This window comes from Arthrobacter sp. fls2-241-R2A-200 (assembly GCF_030209745.1).
Taxonomy (GTDB): domain Bacteria; phylum Actinomycetota; class Actinomycetes; order Actinomycetales; family Micrococcaceae; genus Arthrobacter.
The window spans coordinates 188,963-213,270 of the sequence record NZ_JARVRJ010000007.1 but is presented as its reverse complement, the minus strand read 5'-3'; the positions used below and the strand labels follow the sequence as shown (position 1 = coordinate 213,270).

At 62.8% G+C, this 24,308-nt stretch carries 23 protein-coding genes; 14 read left to right on the top strand and 9 right to left on the bottom strand.

Annotation, left to right across the window (positions count from 1 at the left end; genetic code table 11):
• Window positions 1-6: 6 nt before the first annotated feature.
• The 4 genes from QRN42_RS08665 (at window position 7) to QRN42_RS08650 (ending at window position 4,892) form a co-directional block, all read left to right on the top strand.
• Window positions 7-1,440, top strand: a complete 1,434-nt coding sequence (locus QRN42_RS08665; protein ID WP_284978839.1) for an aspartate ammonia-lyase — start codon at window positions 7-9, stop codon at window positions 1,438-1,440.
• A 138-nt stretch (window positions 1,441-1,578) separates the two neighbouring features.
• Window positions 1,579-3,087: an amino acid permease gene (locus QRN42_RS08660; protein WP_284978837.1), complete on the top strand. Its 1,509-nt coding sequence runs from the start codon at window positions 1,579-1,581 to the stop codon at window positions 3,085-3,087.
• 127 nt (window positions 3,088-3,214) lie between these two features.
• Window positions 3,215-3,886 carry a FadR/GntR family transcriptional regulator gene (locus tag QRN42_RS08655; protein WP_284978836.1) on the top strand — a complete coding sequence of 224 codons (672 nt, stop codon included), beginning with the start codon at window positions 3,215-3,217 and terminating at the stop codon, window positions 3,884-3,886.
• Window positions 3,887-4,016: 130 nt separating this feature from the next.
• Window positions 4,017-4,892, top strand: a complete 876-nt coding sequence (locus QRN42_RS08650; protein ID WP_284978835.1) for a fumarylacetoacetate hydrolase family protein — start codon at window positions 4,017-4,019, stop codon at window positions 4,890-4,892.
• 29 nt (window positions 4,893-4,921) lie between these two features.
• Here the strand turns inward: QRN42_RS08650 and QRN42_RS08645 are convergent, their stop codons facing one another.
• Together QRN42_RS08645 and QRN42_RS08640 are read right to left on the bottom strand one after the other, a co-directional pair.
• The gene (locus QRN42_RS08645) at window positions 4,922-5,458 is read right to left on the bottom strand and encodes a phosphohydrolase (RefSeq protein ID WP_284975030.1); all 537 of its coding nucleotides are present in this window, start codon (window positions 5,456-5,458) and stop codon (window positions 4,922-4,924) included.
• A 69-nt stretch (window positions 5,459-5,527) separates the two neighbouring features.
• On the bottom strand, window positions 5,528-6,316 hold the full coding sequence (locus QRN42_RS08640; RefSeq protein WP_284978872.1) for an SDR family NAD(P)-dependent oxidoreductase: 789 nt from the start codon (window positions 6,314-6,316) through the stop codon (window positions 5,528-5,530).
• A gap of 119 nt (window positions 6,317-6,435) precedes the next feature.
• On the opposite strand from QRN42_RS08640, the gene QRN42_RS08635 reads away from it, so the two are divergent.
• The gene (locus QRN42_RS08635) at window positions 6,436-7,047 is read left to right on the top strand and encodes a TetR/AcrR family transcriptional regulator (protein ID WP_284978834.1); all 612 of its coding nucleotides are present in this window, start codon (window positions 6,436-6,438) and stop codon (window positions 7,045-7,047) included.
• A gap of 39 nt (window positions 7,048-7,086) precedes the next feature.
• Here QRN42_RS08635 and gluQRS read toward each other — a convergent pair whose 3' ends face one another.
• The gene (gene gluQRS, locus QRN42_RS08630) at window positions 7,087-7,974 is read right to left on the bottom strand and encodes a tRNA glutamyl-Q(34) synthetase GluQRS (RefSeq protein ID WP_284978833.1); all 888 of its coding nucleotides are present in this window, start codon (window positions 7,972-7,974) and stop codon (window positions 7,087-7,089) included.
• Between the two features lie 401 nt (window positions 7,975-8,375).
• Between gluQRS and QRN42_RS08625 the strand changes: the two genes are divergently transcribed.
• Entirely contained in the window at window positions 8,376-8,834 is a 459-nt protein-coding gene (locus QRN42_RS08625) for an Lrp/AsnC family transcriptional regulator (RefSeq protein ID WP_284978871.1), read from the top strand.
• Window positions 8,835-8,840: 6 nt separating this feature from the next.
• Here QRN42_RS08625 and QRN42_RS08620 read toward each other — a convergent pair whose 3' ends face one another.
• Window positions 8,841-9,296, bottom strand: coding sequence for an Lrp/AsnC family transcriptional regulator (locus QRN42_RS08620; protein ID WP_284978832.1), 456 nt, complete (start codon window positions 9,294-9,296; stop codon window positions 8,841-8,843).
• A gap of 101 nt (window positions 9,297-9,397) precedes the next feature.
• Between QRN42_RS08620 and QRN42_RS08615 the strand changes: the two genes are divergently transcribed.
• Window positions 9,398-10,045 (top strand): LysE family translocator, encoded by a 648-nt coding sequence (locus tag QRN42_RS08615; protein ID WP_284978831.1) that lies wholly within the window; start codon window positions 9,398-9,400, stop codon window positions 10,043-10,045.
• Window positions 10,046-10,048: 3 nt separating this feature from the next.
• On the opposite strand, the gene QRN42_RS08610 is transcribed toward QRN42_RS08615, so the two are convergent.
• Complete coding sequence (locus tag QRN42_RS08610; RefSeq protein WP_284978830.1) at window positions 10,049-11,020, bottom strand: tetratricopeptide repeat protein; 972 nt, start codon at window positions 11,018-11,020, stop codon at window positions 10,049-10,051.
• Between the two features lie 157 nt (window positions 11,021-11,177).
• Between QRN42_RS08610 and QRN42_RS08605 the strand changes: the two genes are divergently transcribed.
• Window positions 11,178-11,654, top strand: a complete 477-nt coding sequence (locus QRN42_RS08605; RefSeq protein ID WP_284978829.1) for a DUF4383 domain-containing protein — start codon at window positions 11,178-11,180, stop codon at window positions 11,652-11,654.
• Between the two features lie 90 nt (window positions 11,655-11,744).
• On the opposite strand, the gene QRN42_RS08600 is transcribed toward QRN42_RS08605, so the two are convergent.
• The 4 genes from QRN42_RS08600 to QRN42_RS08585 all read right to left on the bottom strand — a co-directional run bounded on the left by QRN42_RS08600 (window position 11,745) and on the right by QRN42_RS08585 (window position 16,187).
• Entirely contained in the window at window positions 11,745-12,578 is an 834-nt protein-coding gene (locus QRN42_RS08600; RefSeq protein WP_284978828.1) for an IclR family transcriptional regulator, read from the bottom strand.
• A gap of 83 nt (window positions 12,579-12,661) precedes the next feature.
• Complete coding sequence (locus QRN42_RS08595; RefSeq protein ID WP_284978827.1) at window positions 12,662-13,918, bottom strand: aminopeptidase P family protein; 1,257 nt, start codon at window positions 13,916-13,918, stop codon at window positions 12,662-12,664.
• A gap of 28 nt (window positions 13,919-13,946) precedes the next feature.
• Window positions 13,947-15,302 (bottom strand): MFS transporter, encoded by a 1,356-nt coding sequence (locus QRN42_RS08590; protein ID WP_284978826.1) that lies wholly within the window; start codon window positions 15,300-15,302, stop codon window positions 13,947-13,949.
• 213 nt (window positions 15,303-15,515) lie between these two features.
• Window positions 15,516-16,187, bottom strand: a complete 672-nt coding sequence (locus QRN42_RS08585) for a GntR family transcriptional regulator (protein ID WP_284978825.1) — start codon at window positions 16,185-16,187, stop codon at window positions 15,516-15,518.
• A gap of 152 nt (window positions 16,188-16,339) precedes the next feature.
• On the opposite strand from QRN42_RS08585, the gene glyA reads away from it, so the two are divergent.
• The 6 genes from glyA to QRN42_RS08555 are packed head-to-tail and all read left to right on the top strand — an operon-like array spanning window position 16,340 to window position 24,308.
• On the top strand, window positions 16,340-17,722 hold the full coding sequence (gene glyA / locus QRN42_RS08580) for a serine hydroxymethyltransferase (RefSeq protein WP_284978824.1): 1,383 nt from the start codon (window positions 16,340-16,342) through the stop codon (window positions 17,720-17,722).
• Window positions 17,719-18,939 (top strand): sarcosine oxidase subunit beta family protein, encoded by a 1,221-nt coding sequence (locus tag QRN42_RS08575; protein ID WP_284975017.1) that lies wholly within the window; start codon window positions 17,719-17,721, stop codon window positions 18,937-18,939. The genes glyA and QRN42_RS08575 overlap by 4 nt, the downstream gene beginning before the upstream one ends.
• A 27-nt stretch (window positions 18,940-18,966) precedes the next feature.
• Window positions 18,967-19,332, top strand: coding sequence for a sarcosine oxidase subunit delta (locus QRN42_RS08570; RefSeq protein ID WP_284978823.1), 366 nt, complete (start codon window positions 18,967-18,969; stop codon window positions 19,330-19,332).
• A gap of 2 nt (window positions 19,333-19,334) precedes the next feature.
• The gene (locus QRN42_RS08565; protein WP_284978822.1) at window positions 19,335-22,280 is read left to right on the top strand and encodes a 2Fe-2S iron-sulfur cluster-binding protein; all 2,946 of its coding nucleotides are present in this window, start codon (window positions 19,335-19,337) and stop codon (window positions 22,278-22,280) included.
• Window positions 22,273-22,917, top strand: a complete 645-nt coding sequence (locus QRN42_RS08560; protein WP_284978821.1) for a sarcosine oxidase subunit gamma — start codon at window positions 22,273-22,275, stop codon at window positions 22,915-22,917. Before QRN42_RS08565 ends, QRN42_RS08560 begins: the two co-directional genes overlap by 8 nt.
• A complete protein-coding gene (locus QRN42_RS08555; RefSeq protein WP_284978820.1) occupies window positions 22,917-24,308 on the top strand; it encodes an L-serine ammonia-lyase in 1,392 nt (463 codons plus the stop codon). Before QRN42_RS08560 ends, QRN42_RS08555 begins: the two co-directional genes overlap by 1 nt.

The following is a 24,308-nucleotide window of genomic DNA, read 5'->3' as shown; positions in this document are numbered from 1 at the left end:
ACAGCGATGACCACCGTTGATCAAGCGATCCCCCTCCGTTCCGAACACGACCTCCTGGGTGACCGCAACGTTCCCGCGGATGCCTACTGGGGCGTCCATACTCTCCGAGCCATCGAGAACTTCCCCATCACAGGGCAGCCTCTTTCCACCAACCGGCACCTCGTCCGGGGCCTGGCCGCGGTGAAGCAAGCAGCCGCGCGCACCAACCACGAGCTCGGCCTCCTCGATGCCGAGCGCGCCGGCGCCATTGACCAGGCCTGCCAGGACGTCATGGACGGCCAGTTGCAGGACCAGTTCATGGTGGATGTGATCCAAGGGGGCGCCGGCACCAGTTCCAACATGAACGCCAATGAGGTGATCGCCAACCGCGCCCTGGAAATCCTGGGCTATGCAAAAGGCGAATACTCCAAGTTGCACCCAAATGACCACGTCAACCTGAGCCAGTCCACCAATGACGTCTACCCGACGGCGGTGAACCTCGCCACGATCTTCTCGGTCAAGGAGCTCCTGCTTGCACTCGAAGAACTCGAGCTCGCGTTTGCGGAGAAAGGCCGGGAGTTCCGGACCGTCGTGAAGATGGGCCGCACCCAGTTGCAGGACGCCGTTCCCATGACATTGGGGCAGGAGTTCGGCGGCTACGCTGTAACCATCGGCGAGGACCGGGCCCGCCTGGATGAATCAAACATGCTCATCCACGAAATCAACCTTGGCGCCACAGCCATCGGAACGGGCCTGAACGCCCCTGCCGGCTACGCGGAAGCTGCTTGCCGCCACTTGGCTGAGATCACCGGCCTGCCCCTCCTTACCGCGGTGGACCTGATCGAGGCCACCCAGGATGTTGGCGCGTTTGTGCACCTGTCCGGCGTGCTGAAGCGCGTCGCGGTAAAGCTATCCAAGATTTGCAACGACCTCCGCCTGCTCTCCTCCGGACCCCGCGCGGGACTGGGCGAGATCAACCTTCCGGCGGTGCAGTCAGGTTCGTCGATCATGCCCGGCAAGATCAACCCGGTGATCCCGGAAGTGGTCAGCCAGGTGGCCTATGAGGTCATCGGCAACGATGTCACCGTCACCATGGCCGCAGAGGCGGGACAGCTTCAGCTCAACGCCTTTGAACCAATCATTGTGCATAGCTTGCACAAGAGCATCTCCCACCTGGAAGCAGCCTGCCGCACCCTGACAGCACGCTGCGTCCGGGGCATCACCGCAAACACCGAACGGCTACGGCTTACCGTGGAGCAGTCGATCGGTCTCGTCACGGCATTGAACCCCCATATCGGCTATGCCTCGGCAACCGCCATCGCCCAAGAGGCGCTGGCAACCGGTAAGGGCGTAGCAGAGCTGGTCCTGGAGCATGGCCTGCTGACAGCTGGCCAGCTTGAGGAGCTGCTCAGCCCTGAACGTCTGGCAAATCTGAGTAAACAGGCTGAACCCAGCCAATGATCCGGGAGCTCCAGCCAGCCCCAACGGCTTGAGCTATCCGTCCCTTCGATAAGCTACACCCCACGTGGCAGTGTCCCGTGAGCCCGGAACCCAGCCGGACGCGTCAGGACACCCAATAGGACATCCCTAAGGATTCACATGAGCAAACCCATCACGGACCACACAGTCCCGCCGCAAGCGCACGCAACCGAGAAGGCACTCCACACGGAGGACACCGGCTACCACAAAGACCTCAAACCCCGGCAGATCCAGATGATCGCGATCGGCGGTGCAATCGGTACCGGCCTGTTCCTCGGTGCCGGTGGTCGACTGAACGCTGCTGGTCCGTCCCTTGTCATCGCCTACGCCGTCTGTGGTTTCTTCGCCTTCCTGATTCTCCGGGCCCTCGGCGAACTTGTCCTCCACCGCCCGTCGTCGGGCTCGTTTGTCTCCTACGCCCGCGAGTTCTTCGGTGAGAAGGCCGCGTTTATCTCCGGCTGGTTCTACTGGATCAACTGGGCCACCACCACCATTGTGGACATCACGGCGGCGGCCCTCTACATGAACTTCTTCGGCAAATACGTGCCCTGGATGGGCGCCGTTCCGCAGTGGGCCTGGGCGCTCATTGCCTTGGTTGTGGTGCTGAGCCTGAACTTGGTTTCGGTCAAGGTCTTCGGCGAGATGGAATTCTGGTTCGCGCTGATCAAGGTCGCGGCCTTGGTTTCGTTCCTGCTGGTGGGCACCTACTTCGTCATCTTCGGCACCCCGGTCTCCGGCCAGCAAGTGGGCTTCAGCCTCCTCTCTGACCACGGCGGGATCTTCCCCAACGGCATTCTGCCCATGATCATCCTGATGCAAGGCGTACTCTTCGCCTATGCTTCGATTGAGCTCGTAGGCACTGCGGCCGGTGAAACGCCCAATCCGGAGAAGATCATGCCCAAGGCCATCAACTCGGTGGTTTTCCGCATCGGCGTTTTCTATGTAGGTTCCGTCATCCTGCTCGCGTTGCTGCTCCCCTACACCTCGTACCAGAAGGGTGTCAGCCCGTTCGTGACGTTCTTTGGTTCCATCGGCATCCAGGGCGTGGACGTCATCATGAACCTCGTTGTCCTGACGGCCGCGTTGTCCTCATTGAATGCAGGCCTTTACTCCACCGGTCGCATCCTCCGTTCCATGTCGGTTGCCGGCTCGGCGCCAAAGTTCGCCCAGCGGATGAACAAGGCCGGTGTCCCGTACGGTGGTATCGCCATCACCGCAGGTGTCTCCTTGCTGGGCGTTCCGTTGAACTACTTGGTCCCGGCCGACGCTTTCGAAATCGTCTTGAACGTAGCGTCCGTGGGCATCATCGTCACGTGGGCCACGATCGTCCTGTGCCAGATGCAGCTCAAGCGGTGGTCCGAAAAGGGCTGGCTCAAGCGGCCGTCCTTCCGGATGTTCGGGGCTCCCTACACCGGTTACCTCGCCTTGCTATTCCTGGTGGGCGTCCTGGTCATGGTATTCATCGAATCTCCCCTCACCATGCTCGTTACGGCCATCGCCTGCGCCCTGATGATCGTTGGTTGGTTCATGTGCCGTAAGCAGATCCACGAGCTCGCCGCCACCCGCGACGGCTACACGGGCAGCGCCCCTGTCATTGCGAACCGCCCGCTTCCGGCCAGCGATAAGTAGCACCGGTACCAACTACCGACTTACGACGGCGGCACCCGGGTTCCGTACTTTCGGAACCCGGGTGCCGCCGTCGTACGTTAACGCGTCGCAGTCCAGACGTCCGATGACTCGTGTCTACTATTGGTCCATGGCTGTCACAGACGAAGCGATCAGCAAGATCAAGGACATGCTGATCCGAGGGGAGCTCAAGGCTGGCGACCGTCTTCCGCCGGAGAAAGAACTGAGCGAAAGGCTTGGCCTGTCCCGCAGTTCCCTGCGCGAGGCGGTTAAAGCCCTCGAGCTGATCCGCGTGCTGGACGTCCGCCGCGGAGACGGCACCTACGTGACCAGCCTGAACGCAAGACTGCTCAACGAGGCAGTCGCCTTCGTAGTAGATCTGCACCAAGACCGCTCGATCCTGGAGCTCTTTGAAGTCCGTCGGATCCTGGAGCCGGCCACTGCCCAGGTGGCGGCTGGAAAAATCGGCGACGATGAACTGGGCGCCCTGCGCGGCACCCTGGAGGGCATCGACGAAAACACGGACGTCAAGGAACTGGTGGCCCACGATCTCACCTTCCATGGCATCATCACCGATGCGGCCGGAAACGAGTACCTCGGCGGCCTGCTCGAGGCCTTGTCCAGCAGCACGGCGCGGACCCGGATCTGGCGTGGATTGGTGCAGGAAAATGCCGTAGCGAAGATGTTGGACGAGCATCGCGCCATCGCGGACGCACTCGAACGGCGCGACGCTGACCTGGTGAGGGCCCTCATGACCGTGCACATCAGCGCAGCGGAGAAGTGGCTGCGGCAAACCTTTTAAGGCGGGCTTCCTCGAAGGAAAAGCGGCTAAACATCAGATCGGTAACCTGCGTCGGGTCACATTTCCGAAATCCTGGCGGATGCAGCGACACTGGAGTCCGGATGTCAGTCCCGATCGCACGGAGGAAGCCATGACCTTGAAATTCGCCAGGCTAGGTAGTGCCGGAAACGAACAACCCGTTGTCATTGCACCGGACGCAGACGGTTCGGAGAAGTACTTCCGCCTCACGTCACTGACTCAGGACATCGACGGCGGCTTCCTGGCCTCGGGCGGCATCGAACGCACCCGCGAAGCCCTGAATACGGGCAAACTTCCCGAGATCTCACCGGAGGGACTACGCGTTGGGGCTCCTGTTGCGCGCCCCGGTGCCGTGGTTGCCATCGGACTGAATTACGCTGCCCACGCTGCCGAATCGGGTGTCGCCGCGCCCGAAGCTCCCGTTGTGTTCCTCAAGCCAACCAACACCATCGCCGGTCCGTTCGACGCCGCACCCATCCCGCCGTCGTCGGAGAAGTACGACTGGGAAGTGGAACTGGCCATTGTGATCGGGCAGGAAGCGTCGTACCTTTCTTCCGTTGCCGCGGCGGAGGAATGCATCGCTGGCTTTGCCGTGGCGAACGATCTCTCCGAGCGTGACTACCAGATCCCCGGGGCGGCCGGACAGTGGACCAAGGGCAAGTCGCTTCCCGGATCCACGCCCTTGGGCCCGTGGCTGGTACCGGCCTCGGAGGTGGACCCGAACAACTTGCGCCTCCGGACCTTGGTCAATGGTGACGGGCGACAGGACTCGGTTACCTCGGACATGATCTTCGATCCGGCCACGATCGTCCACCACCTCAGCCAGTACATGGTCCTGGAACCTGGCGACGTGGTCATCACGGGAACACCCGAGGGCGTGGCGATGTCCGGCCGCTTCCCGTTCATCCAGCCTGGTGACGTGGTGGAACTGGAAATCGAGGGCCTGGGACGTCAACGCCAGGAGTACTTCCGGGCAGAAATCCGCTGACGTAGCAACTGCCGGAGCTCAAGAGAGCCCTACTCGCTCACCAGCTCGTCAAGTTCCGGCAGCAAGTGGGGGTTGATCCGGCGCAGGATTGCCTCCACCTCCTCGCGGGGAACAGCGGTATAAAGCACCGGCCGGGCATCGTCATGACGGGACACCGGTGGCTTGTCCGGCCACTTCTCAGCCAACGCTTGGACCCGTTCAGGCAGGGAGTTGTGCGCGTTGTCGGCAATTTTCACCAGCGTCGCGTCATGGTCCTTGGCGACGTCATGGATGAAGGCTGCGTAATCATCGGGATCCTCGTGGAAGCGCTGGGTAACGCGTTCGATGATGTCCGCTGCCCGCTCTGAAACGCCCATATCCAGCAGGGCCTGCCTCGTGATGGGAGTATCCTCGGCGATGGCATGGAGGTATCCGGCGATCTGAATATCGTCATCGAAGTCGGCGAGCGCATCTCCGACGGCCAGGACGTGCTCGCGGTATGGACGCTTGAGTTTGTCCTTCTGACGGTTGTGAGCCACCTCGGCCAGGACCCGGGCGGTCTCGACGGTGAAGCGTGGTTCGGTCATGTAGTGCCTCCGATTTGATGACGTGCCTGGGGGATCGGCCCTCACCTCAGGCTAGCCGGTCCTCGGCGTCTAATCCTGCACGGCCCTAGCTGCGATGGCCACAGTGATTGCCCGAGGCAGGCGCTGGGCGAACCCGGCGGCCAAGCGGTTTGCCCAGCCGGACACCACGCTGCCGGGCGTTCCGCTGCGGTCCAGGGCTTTGATAGCGGTCTCGACAACCTGCGATGGCATTTGCATGCGGCCCACCGCGGCAGACTCGCTTCCGAGTACCTCGAAGAACTCGGTGCTCGTAGCTCCGGGGCAGAGGGCCAACACGCTGAGGCCCGAAGCCCTGGTTTCGTGCGCCACAGCCTCAGTGAAGCTCAGGACAAAAGCCTTGGTGGCGCCGTATACAGCCATGCCCGGAATGGGCTGGAACGCTGCGGTGCTCGCAACATTGACCAGTGCGCCCTTTGCTGATGACAGCATGCCTGGAAGGAAAGCGCGCGTGATGTCCACCAAGGCGGCGACGTTCAGGGATATCTCGGATGCAATGGCGTCCGGGTCTTCCTCCGCGAAAGGGGACCGGGTGCCGAAACCTGCGTTGTTGATCAAGGTATCCACCGTGATTCCCCGGCTGCCGAGGTCTGCGGCCAACTCCCGCCCTGCGCCAGGGCGGGCCAAATCCATGGGCAGTACTGTCACGATGACCCCGTGCTGGGAACGGAGTTCCTCCGCCAGCTCTTCGAGGCGGTCAGCGCGCCGCGCTACCAAGACGAGGTTTGCGCCACGGGCAGCGAAACGCTCGGCGAACTCGGCCCCGAGGCCGGAGCTCGCTCCGGTGATGAGTGCCGTGGTGCCGCGGTAGGTCATGGTCATGGTGTGTCCGATCGGTGGGCTGAGGGTCTGGGAGATGCGTCGAAGCAATGTAGTCGCTGACAACATGGTAGGCACCGACTACTTTGTTGTCAATGCCAACATTGCCTTAGGCTTGATACATGACCGACCAGCCCTACCACCACGGCAAGCTGCGCGAGGCACTCCTTGAGCGGGCCATGGAAACCATCGAAGAAGCCGGGCTGGAGGGGCTATCCCTCCGGCAGTTGGCGCGGGACATGAACGTCAGCCATGGTGCCCCGGCAAAGCACTTCCGGGATAAACAAGCGTTGATTGATGCCATGGCGCTGGCCGGATTTCGCTCCATGAATCACCTTTTATCTGAAGCATCTGCCTCAGGCGAGGATCTGCAAGATCGCTTCCTCAGCGTCGCGAAGGTTTACGTGGACTACGCGGTGGCCCATCCGACCCTCGTCAACGTCATGTATTCCACCAAGCACCATCCCGGTTCCAGCACTGAGCTTCGCACCACCGGGGAGCAGAGTATCGAGATGGCCCGCGCCCTCATCGCCGAGGCCCAAGAGGCAGGGGCGTTAGCTCCGGGGGATCCCGATACCTTGGCAAAAGTCTGTTTCGTGAGCCTGCACGGCGCCGCCCTCCTGGCCGCCGGTAGGCATCTGGACGGGATGGCCGTGTCGGACATCGTCCAGGCCACGACCGACACTTTATGGGCCGGCATGGCCGCCGGGGTTCCAGCAGCCCAGCTTGGCTGATTTCGGGTCGGGGGCTCGCTGACACCGCCAGCCAGCAACTCAGCTGACCGGCGTTTTCCACACCCATGCTTGCCGAGGCAACAGATCCGGCGCGAACTCCCCTAGCGCTGATGGCAGCGGGCCCGGTGGCAGCCCCAACGACTCCAGGATCAGGTCCCGCACGCGCTCTGCGGAAAGTCCGACGGCGGCAAGATCCGCCAGCGTCACCGCGCCGTCCCGCTTCGCCAGCCTCGCGCCGTCGTGGTTAACCACCAAGGGAACATGGGCAAATTCCGAGGTGGGAAGGCCGAGCAGGTTCGCCAGGTACGCCTGCCGCGGGGTGGACGGAAGAAGATCCTCGCCGCGCACCACCTGGTCGATCCCTTGTGCGGCGTCGTCCACAACGACGGCGAGATTGTAGGCCGTCACCCCGTCATTCCGACGCAGCACGAAGTCGTCCACCACGCCGACGTATCGGCCATGCAACCCGTCCTCAACAGCCCACTCGGTGACGTCGGAACGTAAGCGGATGGAGGCCGGACGCGAGGCTCGCCTGATCTCACGTTCGGCCTTGGTTAGCCGCCGACACGTCCCGGAATAGGCCCCCAGGGGTGCGTGCGGGGCGGACGGCGCTTCCTGGATTTCCTTGCGCGTGCAAAAGCACTCGTACGTGCGGCCTTCGGCCTCAAGGTGCGCAATGGCGTCTTGGTATAAAGCGGTTCTTTCCGTTTGGCGTACGACGGCGGCGTCCCAACTAACGCCCACGGCCTGGAGATCACGTAGCTGCCCGGCCTCGGCCCCGGAACGTGCCCGATCCAAGTCCTCAACACGGAGGAGGAAGTCCCGGCCCGTGGACTTGGCGAAGAGCCAGGCCAGCATGGCCGTGCGCAGGTTCCCCACATGGAGTTCGCCGGACGGACTCGGGGCAAATCGGCCTGCGGAAGTCATGAACCTAGCCTATGTGGCCCCAGTTGCAAGACCGGAGCTGCGGCGCGGACGGCAGGAGAGGTTGGCAGGGCCGGAGGGCGGGACCGGAAAACACAAGAGCCCCTCAGCGACCGCAACGATCCGGTGGCTCAGGGGCTCTTGAGGTGTCCGCCCCACGACGGGCGAGATGCAGAATGACGATGCTGTGAACAAGAGTCAATCAGCGGCGGTCTCCTTGCGGGAATCCGTACAGGTTTGCGGGTGGTGTGCCACGTCCCTGCTGCCTGCAGGATCCGGCGGTAGCCTTGTCCTGCTTCGTTGCCACTATTTCAGCAGGACACATACAGTTGGCGCAACGGGCTGGCTTATCATTGGTCAATCTGACCATCCCAAGAACATCCAGCAGACAGGAAGTGGTCACTTTGCAGGAACTCGACTCCACGGACCGCCGTATTCTCGCGGCATTAGACGAGGACCCCCGGGTACCGATCATGGTCCTGGCGCAGAAACTGCACCTGGCTCGGGGCACCGTCCAATCACGACTGGAGCGCATGGCGGGATCGGGAGCTCTTCGGTTGAACAGCAGCCGCGTACTACCCTCGGCGCTGGGCCGCGGAGTTGCCGCAGCGGTCAGCGCCGAACTCGACCAGAGCCACCTGGACGAGGCCATCGCAGCCCTCCGCAAGATACCGGAAGTGCTCGAATGCCACGCGCCTGCCGGCGACACAGACCTCATCATCAGGGTGGTGGCCAAGAGCCCTGATGATCTTTACCGCGTCTCGGAAGAGATCCGGCTATGCCCCGGGATCGTACGCACTTCCACCAGCATGTTCCTCAGGGAAGTGATTCCCTACCGAACCACCGGCCTGCTTGAGGAGTAGCCGCCCCTAGACCGGGGGCCCGGTGTTGGTCTTGAGATTCTTCATCACCAACGTTGAAGTAAGGCGCTCGACGGCGGGTAGCGCCGCGAGCTCGTCGTCGTAAAACCGCTGGTATGCGGGAAGGTCCGCAGCAATCACCTTCAGCAGGTAATCCGGGGAGCCGAACAACCTCTGCGCTTCCACGATGTTGGGACTTGCCGTGACTCGAGCTTCGAAAGCGGCCATGGTCCCCCGGTCCACCTGCCGGAGGGTGACGAAGACTATCGCTTCGAAGCCCAGGCCCACGGCAGCGGGATCGATCTCCGCGCGGTAGCCCCGGATCACCCCCGTGGTCTCGAGGTCCCGGAGCCTGCGATGGCAGGGCGCCACCGTCAAACCCACCTTGGAGGCCAGTGCCGTGGCGGTCATCCGGCCGTCTTCTTTTAGGTGCCGCAAAATACTTCTATCAATACCGTCAATCACGCAATAATCTTACTCAAAGGGCAGAGAATTGGGCTAAATCAGTGAACACTTATCGGGCTCTTTCTTCTAGAGTTTTGCTACCAACTACTCTTGGAGAGATCGTGAACCCGCAGCTGTTCCTCGCCTTCATGCTGGTGGCGGTCACCCTGGCCTGCACACCCGGCGTCGACTGGGCCTATTCCATCTCGGCCGGGCTCCGCCAGCGCAGTTTTGTTCCTGCAGTCGCGGGCCTTTGCAGCGGATACCTCATCCACACGCTGCTCATGGCCGCAGGGCTGGCCGCGTTGCTCGCCGGGGTTCCCGGGCTCCTCGGTTGGCTGACCATAGCCGGAGCCGCCTACCTGCTGTGGCTTGGCTTCACCACCGTGCGCGGCTGGCGCGGTGCCACCTTCAGTGCGGAAGCCGGCGTCGTGCAGTCCCACAACCACGTCCGCACCTTCTTCCAAGGCATGGGCACCAGCGGCGTCAACCCCAAAGGATTACTGTTCTTCGTGGCCCTGGTGCCACAGTTCGTCAGCCCCGAGGCCGCCCTTCCCGTTCCGGTCCAGTCGGGCCTTTTGGGCCTGACGTTCGTCATTCTTGCCGGCGTGGTTTACACCGGCGTGGCCATGACATCGCGCAAGCTGCTGGCTTCACGGCCGGGCGCGGCACGCGTGGTTACCCTGTCCAGCGGCATCATCATGATGGGTCTGGGCGCGGTGTTGCTAGCCGAACAGCTCCTCCCCCTTATCCCCGTGGCAAGCACCTAGGGGTTATTGCCCACCCAGTTCCCTGAAGTCGCTCTCCCATAAGCGGCGCATCTCAGCGTCCTTGCGGATCACGTCCACTGTTTCGAGTTCCGCCGGCGGTAACTGCCGCTTGGACCAGGGAGTCAAGGTGCGACGACCTTGGTCCAAAGCAAGGAGTGCGCGGTCCGTAATAGCGTCGTTGCGCAAGGCCAAGCTGGTCTTCCGACGCCGCAAAACTTCCTTGAGTGCCGATTGGGCCCCTTCAAGGTCCCCCCTCGCCCGCTGGGCCCGTGCCCGAATAAGCAGCAAGGCCGCGGAGAGGTCGTCCGTATTCAGCAAGCCCTCGGTCCACACCACCACGTCCCCGTACCGTCCCAGCGAATACGCCGCCGTGCAGCGCGCCAAGGCCGACGGCAACGACGGCGGCAGGCCCACCACAGCTTCCAGGGCGGACTCCGTCAAACCCATCTCGCGGAGGCAGTGGGACAGGGCCAGGAACACGGATTCCTCGCTGAAGAAGACAGGCACCTCGATGCGTTCGGCCACCTCAACCCGGGTGACCACCTGGCCCAGGTAGGCCGCCGAGAACTGGCTGGCGTCGTCGTCGATCCTTGTTGTCAGTCCTCGCCGGAGCAGTTCGGATGCGCGCAGGTAACTGCCTTGCTTGTACGCCAGCAGGCCTGCCATGATGTGGCACAGCCCGGCCCACCCCGGATACATCCGGCCCAATGCAATCAGGCGCTCCGGCTCGGTGGCGCTGAAAACGGCATCGTGCATTGCCTTGGCCGGCCTGGAGGCCATCATCCGGGGCCGGGGAACCGTGCCGAGGACTGAAAGCCTCGCGCCGTCGCGCCCGCTGAGGACGCCGGACAACATCCCGCCCACGCCGTCAGCCAAGCCCCGCACAGGAGTGCGGACATACCCTTCGCGGAAGGGCGTGAGGTCACGGGTATCGTGGAACACCGAGTGCGTGCGGCCGTTGGGTACTTGGCTCATGAACCCATGCTAGCCGCCGTCGAACTGCGGCCGAACCCCTGCTATTGCAGGCAATTCAGGAGTATTATTGCGGCGTCGGCAAGGTTTTGCCACAGCCCTTGCCGCAGGTCGGCTCTCCAAGGAGAAGAGCCGGGTAACCGCGTGAAAGGGAGGACTGATGACCACCGCTTCGCATCCCACCGAACACCACCACATGATGGGGTTAACGCTTCACAACACCGCCATGGGCGTCGGCATTGTTTTTCTGCTGGTAGGCATCCTGGGCTTCATCCCGGGAATCACCACCAATTACGGCGCTATGACCTTCGCGGGGCATGAATCCGGCGCCATGCTGCTTGGAGTCTTCCAAGTGTCCATACTTCACAACATCGTCCACATGCTGTTCGGCGCTGCCGGCTTGGCCATGGCTCGGAACGATCGCATGGCCCGCCTGTTCCTGATCGGCGGCGGCGCTGTGTACCTCGTTCTCTGGATCTACGGCCTGCTCATCAACCAAGACACGGGCGCCAACTTCGTTCCGTTCAACACGGCGGACAACTGGCTGCACCTCATCCTCGGCGTTGCAATGATCGGCGTTGGCCTGTGGCTCGGACGGGATGCCATGGAGGGGACCGCCGCGCGGAGGCGCATGTAGAGATCAGTCACCTCCGGTCGAGCTGGCATTTAGCGAACAGTCCCAAGGATTGGGATTGCCAATAAATGCCAGCTCGACGGCGGATGGAGACTAGTGGGCGGAGGGAGACGAGCGCGGGGCGCGGCCACCCAGGCGGCCCGTGACTTTCGCCGCAGCCTCGGCACAGGCTTCGCCGAGGCCTTTTAGTGTGTCCGGGGAAACGCGGAACTTGGGCGCCGGGATCAGCACAGAAGCCACGATGTCACCCCTGTGGTCATAGACCGGTGAGGCTACACCCACTTCCTCGATGGAGGTTTCACCGAAATTCACCGCCCATCCGCGCTCGACCGAGTCCTCCAGCCGCACGAGGTAGGACTCGACGGCGTCGTCGTCCGCACCGGGCAGGCTGATGGAACCACTGCGCAACAACTGACGCACCCTGTCCTGGTTCTCGGCCGCAAGGAACACCTGCACAGATGAACTGAAGGCCTCGTTGTAACGGGCACCCAAGGGGGCCAGGTGCTTGACCTGGTGGCGGCTGGGAATCTGCTCCACGCACATAGATTCGCTGCCGTTCCAGACCATGAGTGCACTGGTCTCCCCTGTTCTCTCGGTCAGTTCGCGCAGCACCGGGTAGGCAACTCGGCGCTCCTCGAGCTCGGCAAGCAGTGGGCCGGCCATCGCGATCATCCCCAGCCCCAAGCGGAACCTGCGTGAATCGACGTCGCGCTCCACCAGGTTCTCCTGCTCCAACGTGGCCAGGATGCGGGAAACAGTGCTCTTGTGCAAGCCAATCCGCCCGGCAATTTCGGTCACTCCCAGGAGTGGCTCGTCGGCAGTGAAGCTCCTCAGGACGGCAATGGCGTTGACGATGACCGAAGTGCTCTTGCTGTCACCGTTGCTGTTTCCGTTGTCAGGAGTGTCGCTGGATTCCGAGGGAGTCATGGGTTCACTATATTTGCCCGGAGCGGCCGGATGTCCCGGCACAGGCCAGCGGACACCGTGCACTGCGTCCGCCGGCCCCTCACCTAGGCTCCGATGATGTTGTGCTCGGGGCCGAACGGGAACTTGGTGATGTTCTCGGCACCGTCTTCGCCCACTACCAAGATGTCGTGCTCCCGGTATCCACCGGCGCCCGGCTGGCCGTCCAGGACGGTGATCATCGGTTCCATCGAGACCACCATTCCCGGCTCCAGGACTGTGTCGATATCCTCGCGCAGTTCCAAGCCGGCTTCCCGACCGTAGTAGTGGCTGAGCACACCGAACGAGTGGCCGTAGCCAAAGGTGCGGTTGGCCAGCAAGCCGTGGCTGACGTAAATCTCGTTGAGCTCGGCGGCAATGTCCTTGCAGACGGCGCCCGGCTTGATGAGTTCCAGGCCGCGCTTGTGGACTTCCACATTGATGTTCCACAGTTCGAGGGAGCGGGCATCCGGCTCACCGAAGAACAGGGTGCGCTCCAGTGCCGTGTAGTAGCCGCTGGTCATGGGGAAACAGTTCAGGGACAGGATGTCGTGCTCTTGGATCTTGCGCGTCGTGGCCCAGTTGTGCGCCCCGTCCGTATTGATGCCTGACTGGAACCAGACCCAGGTATCGCGAATTTCGGAGTCCGGGAAGGTGCGGGCAATTTCATGGACCATGGCTTCGGTACCGATCAGGGCGACCTCGTACTCGGTGATTCCGGCAGTGATGGCGTTGCGGATGGCCTCGCCGCCCAGGTCACCGATGCGCGCACCGTGCTTGATGACAGCAATCTCTTCGGCCGACTTGATCATGCGCTGCCGCATGGCGGCCTGTGCAACATCCACAAGGGTCGCTCCGGAGAAGGCCTCCTGGATTTTGTTGCGGTTATCCAGGGGAAGCGAGTCATCTTCGACCCCGATGCGGCGCGGGTTGATACCGCGGGTGCGAAGGACTTCCTGGATTGCGTGGATGTAATTGTCGCGGCGCCAGTCCGTGTACACCAGATTCTCGCCGTAGCTACGGCGCCAGGGCATGCCGGCGTCGATATTTGCGGTGATGGTGACCGTGTCATCCTTGGTAACCACCATCCCGTAAGAGCGGCCGAAATAGGTGAAGAGGAAGTCGGAGTAGTACTTGATGGAGTGGTAGCTGGTGAGGATAACGGCGTCGAGTTCCTTCTCGGCCATAATGCTGCGAAGGCCGGCGAGACGGCGCTCGAACTCGGCGTCGGAGAAGGTCAACGACACCTTCGCGCCATTGTTGAGGACCTTGGTGCGTTCGAGCTTGGCGACGTCGTTGACAGCCTCGTTCTGGGTAATGGTCATGGGTATTCCTTTCAATGGGTGGGTGTAGTCAGCCCTGCTGCAGAGGCTTCTTGGAAGTCTCGGAAGCGAACAGGACCGCGATGAGGGAAACTATGGAGGCGGCCACGAGGTACCAGCCGGGAGCCAGCTTGCTGTGGGTCATGCCAATCAGGAGGGTCGCCATAAACGGGGCGGTACCACCGAACAGGGCGTTCGAGAGGTTGAAGCTGACCGCGAAACCCGTGTAACGGACCTTCGTCGGGAACAGCTCGGCGAGGAAACTCGGCAACGTGCCGTCGTTGAGCGTGAGCATGCCGCCGAGAAGGATCTGGACGAGCACAATCACCAGGAAGTTCCGGGTGTCCAAGAGCAGGAAGGCCGGAACGGTCAACAAGATAAAGAGCACGGATGCACTGAGAAGCATGCGTTTGCGACCGAACTTATCCGAAGCGATGCCCGTCAGGAAGATGAAGCCGATGTAGCTGGCCAAGGCAATGGTGGTGGCAAGGAACGATTCCGTGGCACCGAAACCCAGCTCTTCGGACAGGTATGTGGGCATGTAGCTGAGGATTACGTAGAATCCCACAGCATTGAGCAGCACCGCACCCGTAGCGATAACCAGCTGTTTCCGGTAGGTCCTGAACATCGCCAATGCCGGCGCTTTAGCGTTGTGATCTTTCACGGCCAGCTCCCGAAAGGCCGGAGTGTCCTCGAGTTTCGTCCGGATGTACCGGCCGATCAGACCCATGGGCGCCGCCAGCAGGAACGGCAGTCGCCATCCCCAGCCGCCCAGCTGCTCCGAGCTGAGCAGCAAGCTAAGGAGGGCAGCCAACAAAGAGCCCAGCAGCAGTCCCGCTGCGGTGCTTGCAGGCACGACGGCGGCATAGAGCCCGCGGCGATTGGCCGGCGCGTACTCCACCAGGAAGGCCGATGCGCCGGCGTATTCGCCCGCCGCGGAGAAACCTTGGACTACCCGAACCAGCAGGAGCAAGATGGGCGCCATGACCCCGATGGTTGCGTAGCCGGGGATCAGTGCAACGCAGAAGGTGGCTATCGACATCAGGACGATCGATAGGCTGAGGGCCTGCTTGCGGCCAAGCCTGTCCCCGATATGGCCCCAAATGAAGCCTCCAAGCGGCCGGACGAAGAAGCTGACGGCGAAGACTCCGAACGTCGCCAATAGTGCGGTTTGGCGGTCGGACTGGGGAAAGAAAACTGTTGAAATAACGCCAGCCAGGTAACCGTAGACCGCGTAATCAAACCATTCGACAAAGTTTCCGATGAAGCTCGCGGTGACTACTCGCCGTCGAGTGTCCTTGCTGACTTTGTAGTTTGGGGCGCTTGCCGGGTTCGAGCTGGAGGAAGGGCTGCCTTGTTCGGCTGCCACAGAGGATTCATTACTCATGTGTCCACCAAAATCTAGATGGTTGCATTTATCGCAACGCTGTTGCATCAGACTAAGTGTGGAGTGGGTCACGGTCAAGGGCTCGCCACAAATGGTTGCAGACCTAAGAGGGGCGGCCTTGCGCAGGCGATGAGAAGGTGAAGAACCAACAATGTAGTTGCGCACACAGCAACTATGTTGCGACGGAGTGGCGATTCCGTCAGGTGTGAGGTCCTAGAGCACGCTGCGGATGGTTTCCTCGAAGCTGACCACGTGATGCAGCGCGAGCTCGGCGGCGCGGTCTTCGTCGCCGTCGGCAATGGCAGCCAACAGCTCCGCGTGTTCGGAGATGTGTCCGGACACCGACGGCATCTTCTCGAGCATGTGGCACCAGATGCGGGTAGAGAGGTTGTCGTAACGGATCAGGACATCTTCCAAATGCGCATTGGCGGAGGCCTTGTAGATCAGCCGGTGCACCTGGATGTCGTAGCGCATCAGTTCCTGCGAGGACGCATCCTGGCCTTCAAGCTCACGGATCGCGGCGGCCACCGAGCGGAGTTCCGAACGCATGGCGGGGCTGGCCATCCGGGCAGCTTTGCGGGAAGCAAGCGGCTCCAAAAGCTCACGGATTTCCGAGACTTCCGCAAGCTGGGTGATATCGACGCCGGTGGCAAAGGTGCCGCGGCGTGGATAGGAGACCACAAGATGGTCGCCCTCGAGCCGCTTGATCGCCTCACGCACGGGAGTGCGCCCAATGCCGAGCTCGGCAGCAACCTGGCCATCATTGATGGGATCACCCGGCTTGATGTCGAGCATGATGAGCCTGTCGCGCAACAGCAGGTAAGCGTTCTCCGCCAAGGAGGCGCCTTCCGGTGCTGATTGCAATGCTTCCAATGCCGCGCTCATGAGCCTCTCCCGTCGCCTTACCATCCAGTCTGCTGGACGAGTTGCAGTAGACCTGTTGACGACCCTGTGATCTCCAACATACTATGGCAACAGTTCTAATATATCAGTTGCCCAACAGTCGGCCACTACACACTCTTCCGAAGGAGAACACCATGGTTGAACCGCTGATCCGCCCGCTCGCACAGGCGGACCCGGAGGTTGATCAGGCGATCGCCCAAGAACTTATTCGGCAGCAAAGCACGCTTGAGATGATCGCGTCCGAGAACTTTGCCCCTACCGCCGTCATGGAAGCCCAAGGCTCGGTGCTGACCAACAAGTACGCCGAAGGCTACCCCGGCAAGCGGTACTACGGCGGCTGCGAACACGTTGATGTGATCGAGCAGCTGGCCATCGACCGGCTGAAGTCACTCTTTGGAGCCGAATTCGCCAACGTACAGCCCCACTCGGGCGCACAAGCCAATGCCTCGGCCATGCACGCGCTCATCAACCCGGGCGACACCATCATGGGCTTGAACCTGGCCCACGGCGGCCACTTGACCCACGGCATGCGGATCAACTTCTCCGGAAAGCTGTACAAGGTTGTTCCGTACAGCGTCCGCGAAGACACGCACACCATCGACATGGCTGAGGTGGAACGCCTCGCCGTAGAGAACAAGCCACAACTGATCGTGGCGGGCTGGTCTGCCTACTCTCGCCACCTCGACTTCGCCGAGTTCCGCCGTATCGCGGACTCCGTGGGGGCATACCTGATGGTGGACATGGCCCACTTTGCCGGCCTGGTTGCTGCGGGCTTGCACCCGAGCCCGGTGCCGCACGCCCACATCGTTACCAGCACCACGCACAAGACGCTCGGCGGACCGCGCGGTGGAGTGATCCTGACCAACGACGCCGACATCGCCAAGAAGGTCAACTCAGCTGTGTTCCCGGGCCAGCAAGGCGGACCACTGGAACACGTCATTGCAGCCAAAGCAGTAGCCTTCAAGATGGCCGCCGAGCCCGAGTTCCAGGAGCGCCAGGTACGCGTCCTCGAAGGTGCCAAGATCCTGGCCGACCGGCTCCTGCAGGACGACGTCGCAGCCGCCGGCATCTCCGTGGTCAGCGGTGGAACAGATGTGCACCTTGTTCTCGCCGACCTGCGCCACTCCGAACTGAACGGACAGCAGGCAGAAGACGCCCTGCACCGGATCGGCATCACGGTGAACCGCAACGCGGTCCCGTTCGACCCGCGCCCGCCGATGGTCTCCTCAGGGCTGCGGATCGGCACTCCAGCCCTTTCCGCCCGCGGTTTCGGTGCTGCGGAATTCACGGAAGTTGCCGACATCATTGCGACGGCGTTGATCGCCGCAGCGACCAGCAACTCCGAAGGAGACGAAGCAGCGGTCAGCGGCACCTTGGCTGAGGAGACCGCCGTCGAACTCCGCAACCGTGTCACCGCCCTGGCTGACAGGTTCCCCCTTTACCCGCACCTTTCCAACGGCAATGGCAATGGCGCCCTCACCGAACTGGACGCAGAAATGATTGGAGCAGCCCAGTGAGCGCAGACCACCTCCCAGAGCACCCGGACTTCCTCTGGCGCAACCCTGACCCCAAGAAGTCGTACGACGCCGTGATTGTTGGCGGCGGCGGGCACGGGCTTGCCACGGCCTACTTCCTGGCCAAGAACCATGGCATGACCAACATCGCCATCCTGGAAAAGGGTTGGCTGGCCGGCGGCAACATGGCCCGCAACACCACCATCATCCGGTCCAACTACCTTTGGGACGAGAGCGCAGCCATTTATGAGCACGCCCTCAAGTTGTGGGAAATCCTCCCCGAGGAACTCGAATACGACTTCCTGTTCAGCCAGCGCGGTGTCATGAACCTGGCGCACACCTTAGGCGATGTTCGCGAAAGCATCCGCCGCGTGGGCGCGAACCGGCTCAACGGCGTGGATGCTGAATGGCTTGACCCGCAGCAGGTCAAGGAGTTGTGTCCCATCCTGAACACCAGCGACAACATCCGCTACCCCGTCATGGGCGCCACCTACCAGCCGCGTGCCGGCATCGCCAAGCATGACCACGTGGCTTGGGCGTTTGCACGAAAGTGCGATGAGCTCGGCGTGGACATCATCCAGAACTGCGAAGTCACCGGCTTCATCAAAGACGGCGACAAAGTCACAGGCGTCAAAACCAGCCGTGGAACCATCAACACCGAAAAGGTGGGCCTCTGCGCCGCCGGGCACAGCTCGGTCCTGGCGGAGATGGCCGGGTTCCGGTTGCCGATCCAGTCCCACCCGCTCCAGGCACTCGTCTCCGAACTCCACGAGCCTGTCCACCCCACGGTGGTTATGTCCAACCACGTCCACGTCTATGTCTCCCAAGCCCACAAGGGCGAACTGGTGATGGGTGCCGGCGTCGACTCCTACAACGGCTACGGCCAGCGCGGCTCGTTCCACGTGATCGAGGAGCAGATGGCGGCAGCTGTTGAGCTCTTCCCGATATTCGCCCGTGCACACGTACTCCGGACGTGGGGCGGGATCGTGGACACCACCTTGGATGCTTCCCCCATCGTGGGAGTCACCCCCGTGGAGAACATGTTCGTCAACTGTGGTTGGGGAACCGGTGGATTCAAGGGCACCCCGGCGGCGGGACTTACGTTCGCCCACACCATCGCCACTGGCGCTCCGCACGAGCTCAACAAGCCTTTTGCGCTTGAACGCTTCGAGACCGGTGCCCTGATAGACGAACACGGCGCGGCAGCCGTAGCCCACTAGCAGCCTCCAGCACAGGACAGGAAAGACATGCTCCTCATCTCATGCCCCAACTGCGGGCCGCGTGACGAAACCGAATTCCACTACGGTGGCCAGGCGCACATCGCCTACCCGGAGAACCCCAATGACCTTAGCGACCGTGAATGGGCCGAATACCTGTTTTACCGCGAGAACACCAAGGGCACCTTCGCCGAACGCTGGGTCCACAGCACTGGTTGCAGGCAGTGGTTCAACATGCTCCGCGACACCGTGAGCTATGACATCCACGCCATCTACGCAATGGGTCAGCCCCGCCCCGACTACCCGGCCGACCAAGCCAGCGCACCTGGCCTCGCGCCAGGCGCCGCTACCCCGGCTTCGTCCGCCACCACCCCCACCTCTTCGGAAGGAGTCTAGAGATGACTAGCAAGAACGCACGTCTCGCTGCAGGCGGCCGCATTGATCGCAGCATCTCCTGGCGATTCACCGTGGACGGTCAGGAGTTCGTTGGCCACCCCGGCGACACCATTGCTTCAGCCCTGCTGGCCAACGGCCGCATTAACGCAGGCAACTCCCTCTACGAGGACCGTCCGCGAGGCATCATGTCCGCCGGCGTCGAAGAGTCCAACGCCTTGGTCAAGATCGCGCCGCGCTTCCCCGGCCATGTGGCAGAATCCATGCTCCCTGCCACAGCCGTTTCCTTGGTGGACGGGATGAACGTGGAGTTCCTCTCCGGCCTGGGAAAGCTGGACCCTGCCGAGGACAAGGCCGAGTACGACAAGAAGTACGTCCACACCGACGTTTTGGTAGTCGGTGGCGGGATTGGCGGCCTGGCAGCTGCACGGGAAGCCGTGCGCACGGGTGCCCGGGTTATCCTCATCGACGACCAGCCCGAATTGGGCGGCTCCCTGCTCTCCGGTTCCACCGCCGAGGGCCTTGCCGAAACCATCGAGGGCATGCCCGCATTGGAATGGGTAGCCGACGTCGAGTCCGAGCTCGTTTCCGCCGCTGAATGCACGGTCCTGAACCGAACCACGGCCTTCGGCTCGTACGATTCCAACTACTTCATCGCGGCGCAGAACCGCACCGACCACCTGAGCGTCCCCGCGGCGTCCGGCGTCTCCCGCCAGCGTATTTGGCACATCCGTGCCAAGCAGGTTGTCCTGGCCCCGGGAGCCCACGAGCGTCCTCTGGTCTTCGAGAACAACGACCGCCCCGGCATCATGCTCGCCTCGGCTGTGCGGACCTACCTCAACCGTTACGCCGTGGCAGCCGGATCCCGCGTCGTCATCAGCACCACCAACGACTCCGCTTACGCTCTTGCCGCGGACTTGTTGGCTGCAGGCGTGTCCGTTGCCGCCGTCGTCGACGCCCGTCCGCAGATCAGCGCCAAAGCTGCTGCCGCCGTCGAGTCCGGTATCCGGGTCCTGATCGGCAGCGCGGTGGCGGATACCTCCGCGAATGCCAGCGGCCGCCTGGACGGCGTCACCGTCCGCAGTATTAACGACGACGGCGAACTCACCTCGGGAATCGAAAAGTTGGCTGCCGATCTGCTGGCAGTCTCCGGGGGTTGGAGCCCGGTGGTCCACCTCCACAGCCAGCGCCAGGGCAAGCTCCGTTGGGATGACGGGCTCGCTGCGTTCGTTCCCGCGAAGCCGGTCCGCGACCAGCAGGTGGTGGGCTCAGGCCGTGGAAGCTTCGAACTCCAGGACTGCTTGGCAGAAGGCATCTCCGCAGGAGCGGCCGCATCGATCGCCGCCGGTTTCGAGTCCTCGACCACCCCCGTTGAACTTCCGGCGCCGGTAGCGAGCGCCCCGACCCGTCAACTCTGGCTGGTTCCCGGCCAAACCGGTGAACCGGGCGAATGGCACCAGCACTTCGTCGATTTCCAGCGCGACCAGACCGTAGCCGACGTCCTCCGCTCCACCGGAGCGGGAATGCGCTCGGTGGAGCACGTCAAGCGGTACACCTCCATCAGCACCGCCAATGACCAAGGCAAAACCTCCGGCGTCAACGCGATCGGCGTCATCGCCGCAGCGCTTAAGTACGGCGGAGCGGACGCTGTCCCCGGCATCGGCGAAATCGGCACTACGGCCTACCGTGCGCCGTTCACACCCGTGGCCTTCGCTGCCTTAGCCGGCCGCCAGCGCGGCGAGTTGTTCGACCCCGCCCGCGTAACTTCCATCCACCCGTGGCACGTCGCCCAGGGCGCCCTGTTCGAGGACGTTGGACAGTGGAGGCGCCCCTGGTACTACCCGCAGGCCGGGGAAGACATGGACACTGCGGTCCTGCGTGAGTGCGCCGCAGTCCGGGAATCCGTTGGCTTCATGGACGCCACCACCCTGGGCAAGATCGAGATCCGCGGCAAGGACGCGGGGGAGTTCCTGAACCGCGTTTACACCAACGCCTTCAAGAAGTTGGCGCCCGGCTCCGCCCGCTACGGCGTCATGTGCACGCTCGATGGCATGATTTTCGACGACGGCGTGACGCTCCGCTTGGACGAGGACCGCTACTTCATGACCACCACCACCGGCGGTGCTGCCAAGGTACTGGACTGGTTGGAGGAATGGCACCAGACCGAATGGCCGGGTTTGGATGTGGTCTTCACGTCCGTGACAGAGCAGTGGACCACTATCGCCGTCGTCGGCCCGAAGTCCCGTGCGGTGATCGCAAAGGTGGCCCCGCAGCTTGCCGGGAATGGCGGTCTGGACACTGAGGCCTTCCCGTTCATGACGTTCCGCGAGACCACGTTGGCTTCGGGAGTGCAGGCGCGAATCTGCCGCATCTCCTTCTCGGGTGAGCTCGCCTACGAAATCAACGTTCCGTCCTGGTACGGCTTGAACACCTGGGAGGCAGTCGCCGCCGCCGGTGCCGAGTTCAACATCACGCCCTACGGCACGGAAACCATGCACGTTCTCCGCGCCGAGAAGGGATACCCAATCGTCGGCCAGGACACCGACGGCACAGTGACTCCGCAGGACGCCGGGATGGAATGGATCGTCTCCAAGGCCAAGGACTTCATCGGAAAGCGTTCCTACCTCCGGGCCGACGCCAGCCGGGAGGACCGCAAGCACTTGGTGAGCGTCCTGCCAGTGGACCACTCGTTGAGGTTGCCCGAAGGTACCCAGCTCGTGGAGAAGGGCATTCCGGTCAACCCGGCCTACGGACCGGTTCCCATGGAGGGCTTCGTGACCTCCAGTTACCACAGCGCCGCGTTGGGCCGTTCGTTCGGCTTGGCCCTGATTCACAACGGCCGCAATCGCATCGGCGAGACCCTGGTGGCCTCGTTGGGAGACCAATTGGTGGACGTGGTTGTTGGCGAAACCGTACTTTTCGATGTTGAAGGGACCCGCAAAGATGGCTGAAACAGCAACACCAGCAGAAACCGCAAACGTCGACCATGTCAGGGCGGCGCGCCGCAGCCCCGGCCAGCACCTGGCTGAGGCTTTCGCTTCCGGTTCAGTGCCCGGCACTGTGACGCTCACCGAGATTCCGTACCAAACCATGGTGGGTATCCGGGTAGACAGGGAGTCCGACGGCGGTGCGCGCGTGGCGTCGCTGACCGGCGGCTTGCCGGCTGCGTGCGGTGAGGTAACGGGCGCAGGTTCAATCAACTCACTGTGGCTCGGCCCGGCCGAGTTCCTGGTTGTGGCGCCGGAAGAGGCCCACGATTCATTGTGTGGTTCCCTGGTTGCCGACCTGACCGCGGCGCTGGGCAGTGATCCAGGCCAGGTGGTGGACCTCTCCGCTAACCGGACCACGTATGAACTCTCGGGCAGCCGGGCACGCGCAGTCCTTGAGAAGACCTGTTCCTTGGACTTGCACCCGCGGGTCTTCAAGGCCGGAACTGCTCTGGCCACCGAGCTGGCGCACATCCCCGTGTTGCTGTGGAAGACAGGCGAGGAGAGCTACCGGGTCTTCCCGCGGGCATCCTTTGCCGACTTCCTGGGACGCTGGATCCTGGACGCCATGCGGGAGTACGCCTCGCCCGAGGTCCCCTAATGGCATTGAGTGTGCTTGACCTGTTTTCCGTTGGCATCGGGCCGTCGTCCTCCCACACGGTGGGCCCGATGCGGGCGGCAAAGCAGTTCACGGATGGTCTTGAATCGTCGGGCCAGCTCTCGGCAACGGTGCGCGTCCAAGCTGAGCTCTTCGGCTCGCTGGGCGCCACCGGCCGGGGCCACGGCTCGGACAAGGCCGTGGTGCTCGGGCTTCAAGGTGAATCACCCGAAACCGTGGACACGCGAACAGCGGATGACCAGGTGGCAGCAGCAGCCCTCGACGCCGAGCTGCACCTCGGTGGCGATCACCGGGTGGACTTCAACTGGGACGAGGACGTTGTGCTGCATCGCCGCAAATCGCTCCCCGCCCACCCCAACGGCATGACTTTCCGGGCATTGGACCACTCGGGCGCTGTTTTGCGCGAGCGCAGCTACTACTCCATCGGGGGCGGCTTCGTGGTGGACGGCGATGTCTCCGGCGCCGACAAAGTAGTAGCCGATGACACCGTGCTCCCCTACCCCTTCACCACCGCCGACGAGCTCCTGGGCATCTGCGAGCGCGAAGGCAAATCCATCTCGGACATCATGTTGGCCAACGAACTCGTGTGGCGATCCGAGGACGAGCTCCGCGAAAAGTTGCTGGGCATTTGGGCCGTGATGCGTGAGTGCGTGGACAACGGCTGCTCGGCCGAGGGAATCCTGCCGGGAGGTCTGAACGTGAGGCGACGGGCGCCGTCGTTGTTTAAGACCCTGGCTGCCACTGACGCAGACCTGAAGGGTGCAGGATCAGCCGACCCGTTGCTCGCCATGGAGTGGGTGAACCTGTTCGCGTTGGCAGTAAACGAGGAAAATGCGGCGGGCGGCAGGATCGTCACCGCACCCACCAATGGGGCTGCGGGCATCGTTCCGGCCGTCCTGCACTATTACATGAAGTTCGTTCCGGGAGCCAACGACGACGGCGTTGTTCGCTTCCTGCTCGCGGCGGCCGCCGTCGGGATTCTGTTCAAGATCAACGCCTCCATTTCCGGTGCCGAGGTGGGCTGCCAGGGCGAGGTGGGTTCTGCCTGTTCCATGGCCGCCGCTGGTCTCTGCGAGGTGCTGGGCGGTACGCCCGAGCAAGTGGAGAACGCGGCAGAAGTGGGCATTGAGCACAATCTTGGCTTGACGTGCGACCCCGTGGGCGGGTTGGTTCAGATCCCGTGCATCGAGCGCAACGCCATTGCCAGCGTGAAGGCGATCAATGCGGCCCGTCTTGCCTTGCACGGAGACGGCAGCCACAAGGTGTCCCTGGACAAAGCCATCAAGACCATGCGCGAGACAGGCGCAGACATGAAAACCAAGTACAAAGAGACCTCCCGCGGAGGCCTCGCCGTCAACGTAGTGGAGTGCTAG

Excerpts from the sequence above, each read along its gene's own strand:
- QRN42_RS08610 (WP_284978830.1), bottom strand. The coding sequence starts at position 11,020 with ATGAGCCAAGTACCCAACGGCCGCACGCACTCGGTGTTCCACGATACC.
- QRN42_RS08660 (WP_284978837.1), top strand. The coding sequence starts at position 1,579 with ATGAGCAAACCCATCACGGACCACACAGTCCCGCCGCAAGCGCACGCA.
- QRN42_RS08640 (WP_284978872.1), bottom strand. The coding sequence starts at position 6,316 with ATGACCATGACCTACCGCGGCACCACGGCACTCATCACCGGAGCGAGC.
- QRN42_RS08565 (WP_284978822.1), top strand. The coding sequence starts at position 19,335 with ATGACTAGCAAGAACGCACGTCTCGCTGCAGGCGGCCGCATTGATCGC.
- QRN42_RS08650 (WP_284978835.1), top strand. The coding sequence starts at position 4,017 with ATGACCTTGAAATTCGCCAGGCTAGGTAGTGCCGGAAACGAACAACCC.
- QRN42_RS08555 (WP_284978820.1), top strand. The coding sequence starts at position 22,917 with ATGGCATTGAGTGTGCTTGACCTGTTTTCCGTTGGCATCGGGCCGTCG.
- QRN42_RS08560 (WP_284978821.1), top strand. The coding sequence starts at position 22,273 with ATGGCTGAAACAGCAACACCAGCAGAAACCGCAAACGTCGACCATGTC.
- QRN42_RS08590 (WP_284978826.1), bottom strand. The coding sequence starts at position 15,302 with ATGAGTAATGAATCCTCTGTGGCAGCCGAACAAGGCAGCCCTTCCTCC.
- gluQRS (WP_284978833.1), bottom strand. The coding sequence starts at position 7,974 with ATGACTTCCGCAGGCCGATTTGCCCCGAGTCCGTCCGGCGAACTCCAT.
- QRN42_RS08585 (WP_284978825.1), bottom strand. The coding sequence starts at position 16,187 with ATGAGCGCGGCATTGGAAGCATTGCAATCAGCACCGGAAGGCGCCTCC.
- QRN42_RS08570 (WP_284978823.1), top strand. The coding sequence starts at position 18,967 with ATGCTCCTCATCTCATGCCCCAACTGCGGGCCGCGTGACGAAACCGAA.
- QRN42_RS08600 (WP_284978828.1), bottom strand. The coding sequence starts at position 12,578 with ATGACTCCCTCGGAATCCAGCGACACTCCTGACAACGGAAACAGCAAC.
- glyA (WP_284978824.1), top strand. The coding sequence starts at position 16,340 with ATGGTTGAACCGCTGATCCGCCCGCTCGCACAGGCGGACCCGGAGGTT.
- QRN42_RS08655 (WP_284978836.1), top strand. The coding sequence starts at position 3,215 with ATGGCTGTCACAGACGAAGCGATCAGCAAGATCAAGGACATGCTGATC.
- QRN42_RS08605 (WP_284978829.1), top strand. The coding sequence starts at position 11,178 with ATGACCACCGCTTCGCATCCCACCGAACACCACCACATGATGGGGTTA.
- QRN42_RS08595 (WP_284978827.1), bottom strand. The coding sequence starts at position 13,918 with ATGACCATTACCCAGAACGAGGCTGTCAACGACGTCGCCAAGCTCGAA.
- QRN42_RS08645 (WP_284975030.1), bottom strand. The coding sequence starts at position 5,458 with ATGACCGAACCACGCTTCACCGTCGAGACCGCCCGGGTCCTGGCCGAG.
- QRN42_RS08635 (WP_284978834.1), top strand. The coding sequence starts at position 6,436 with ATGACCGACCAGCCCTACCACCACGGCAAGCTGCGCGAGGCACTCCTT.
- QRN42_RS08665 (WP_284978839.1), top strand. The coding sequence starts at position 7 with ATGACCACCGTTGATCAAGCGATCCCCCTCCGTTCCGAACACGACCTC.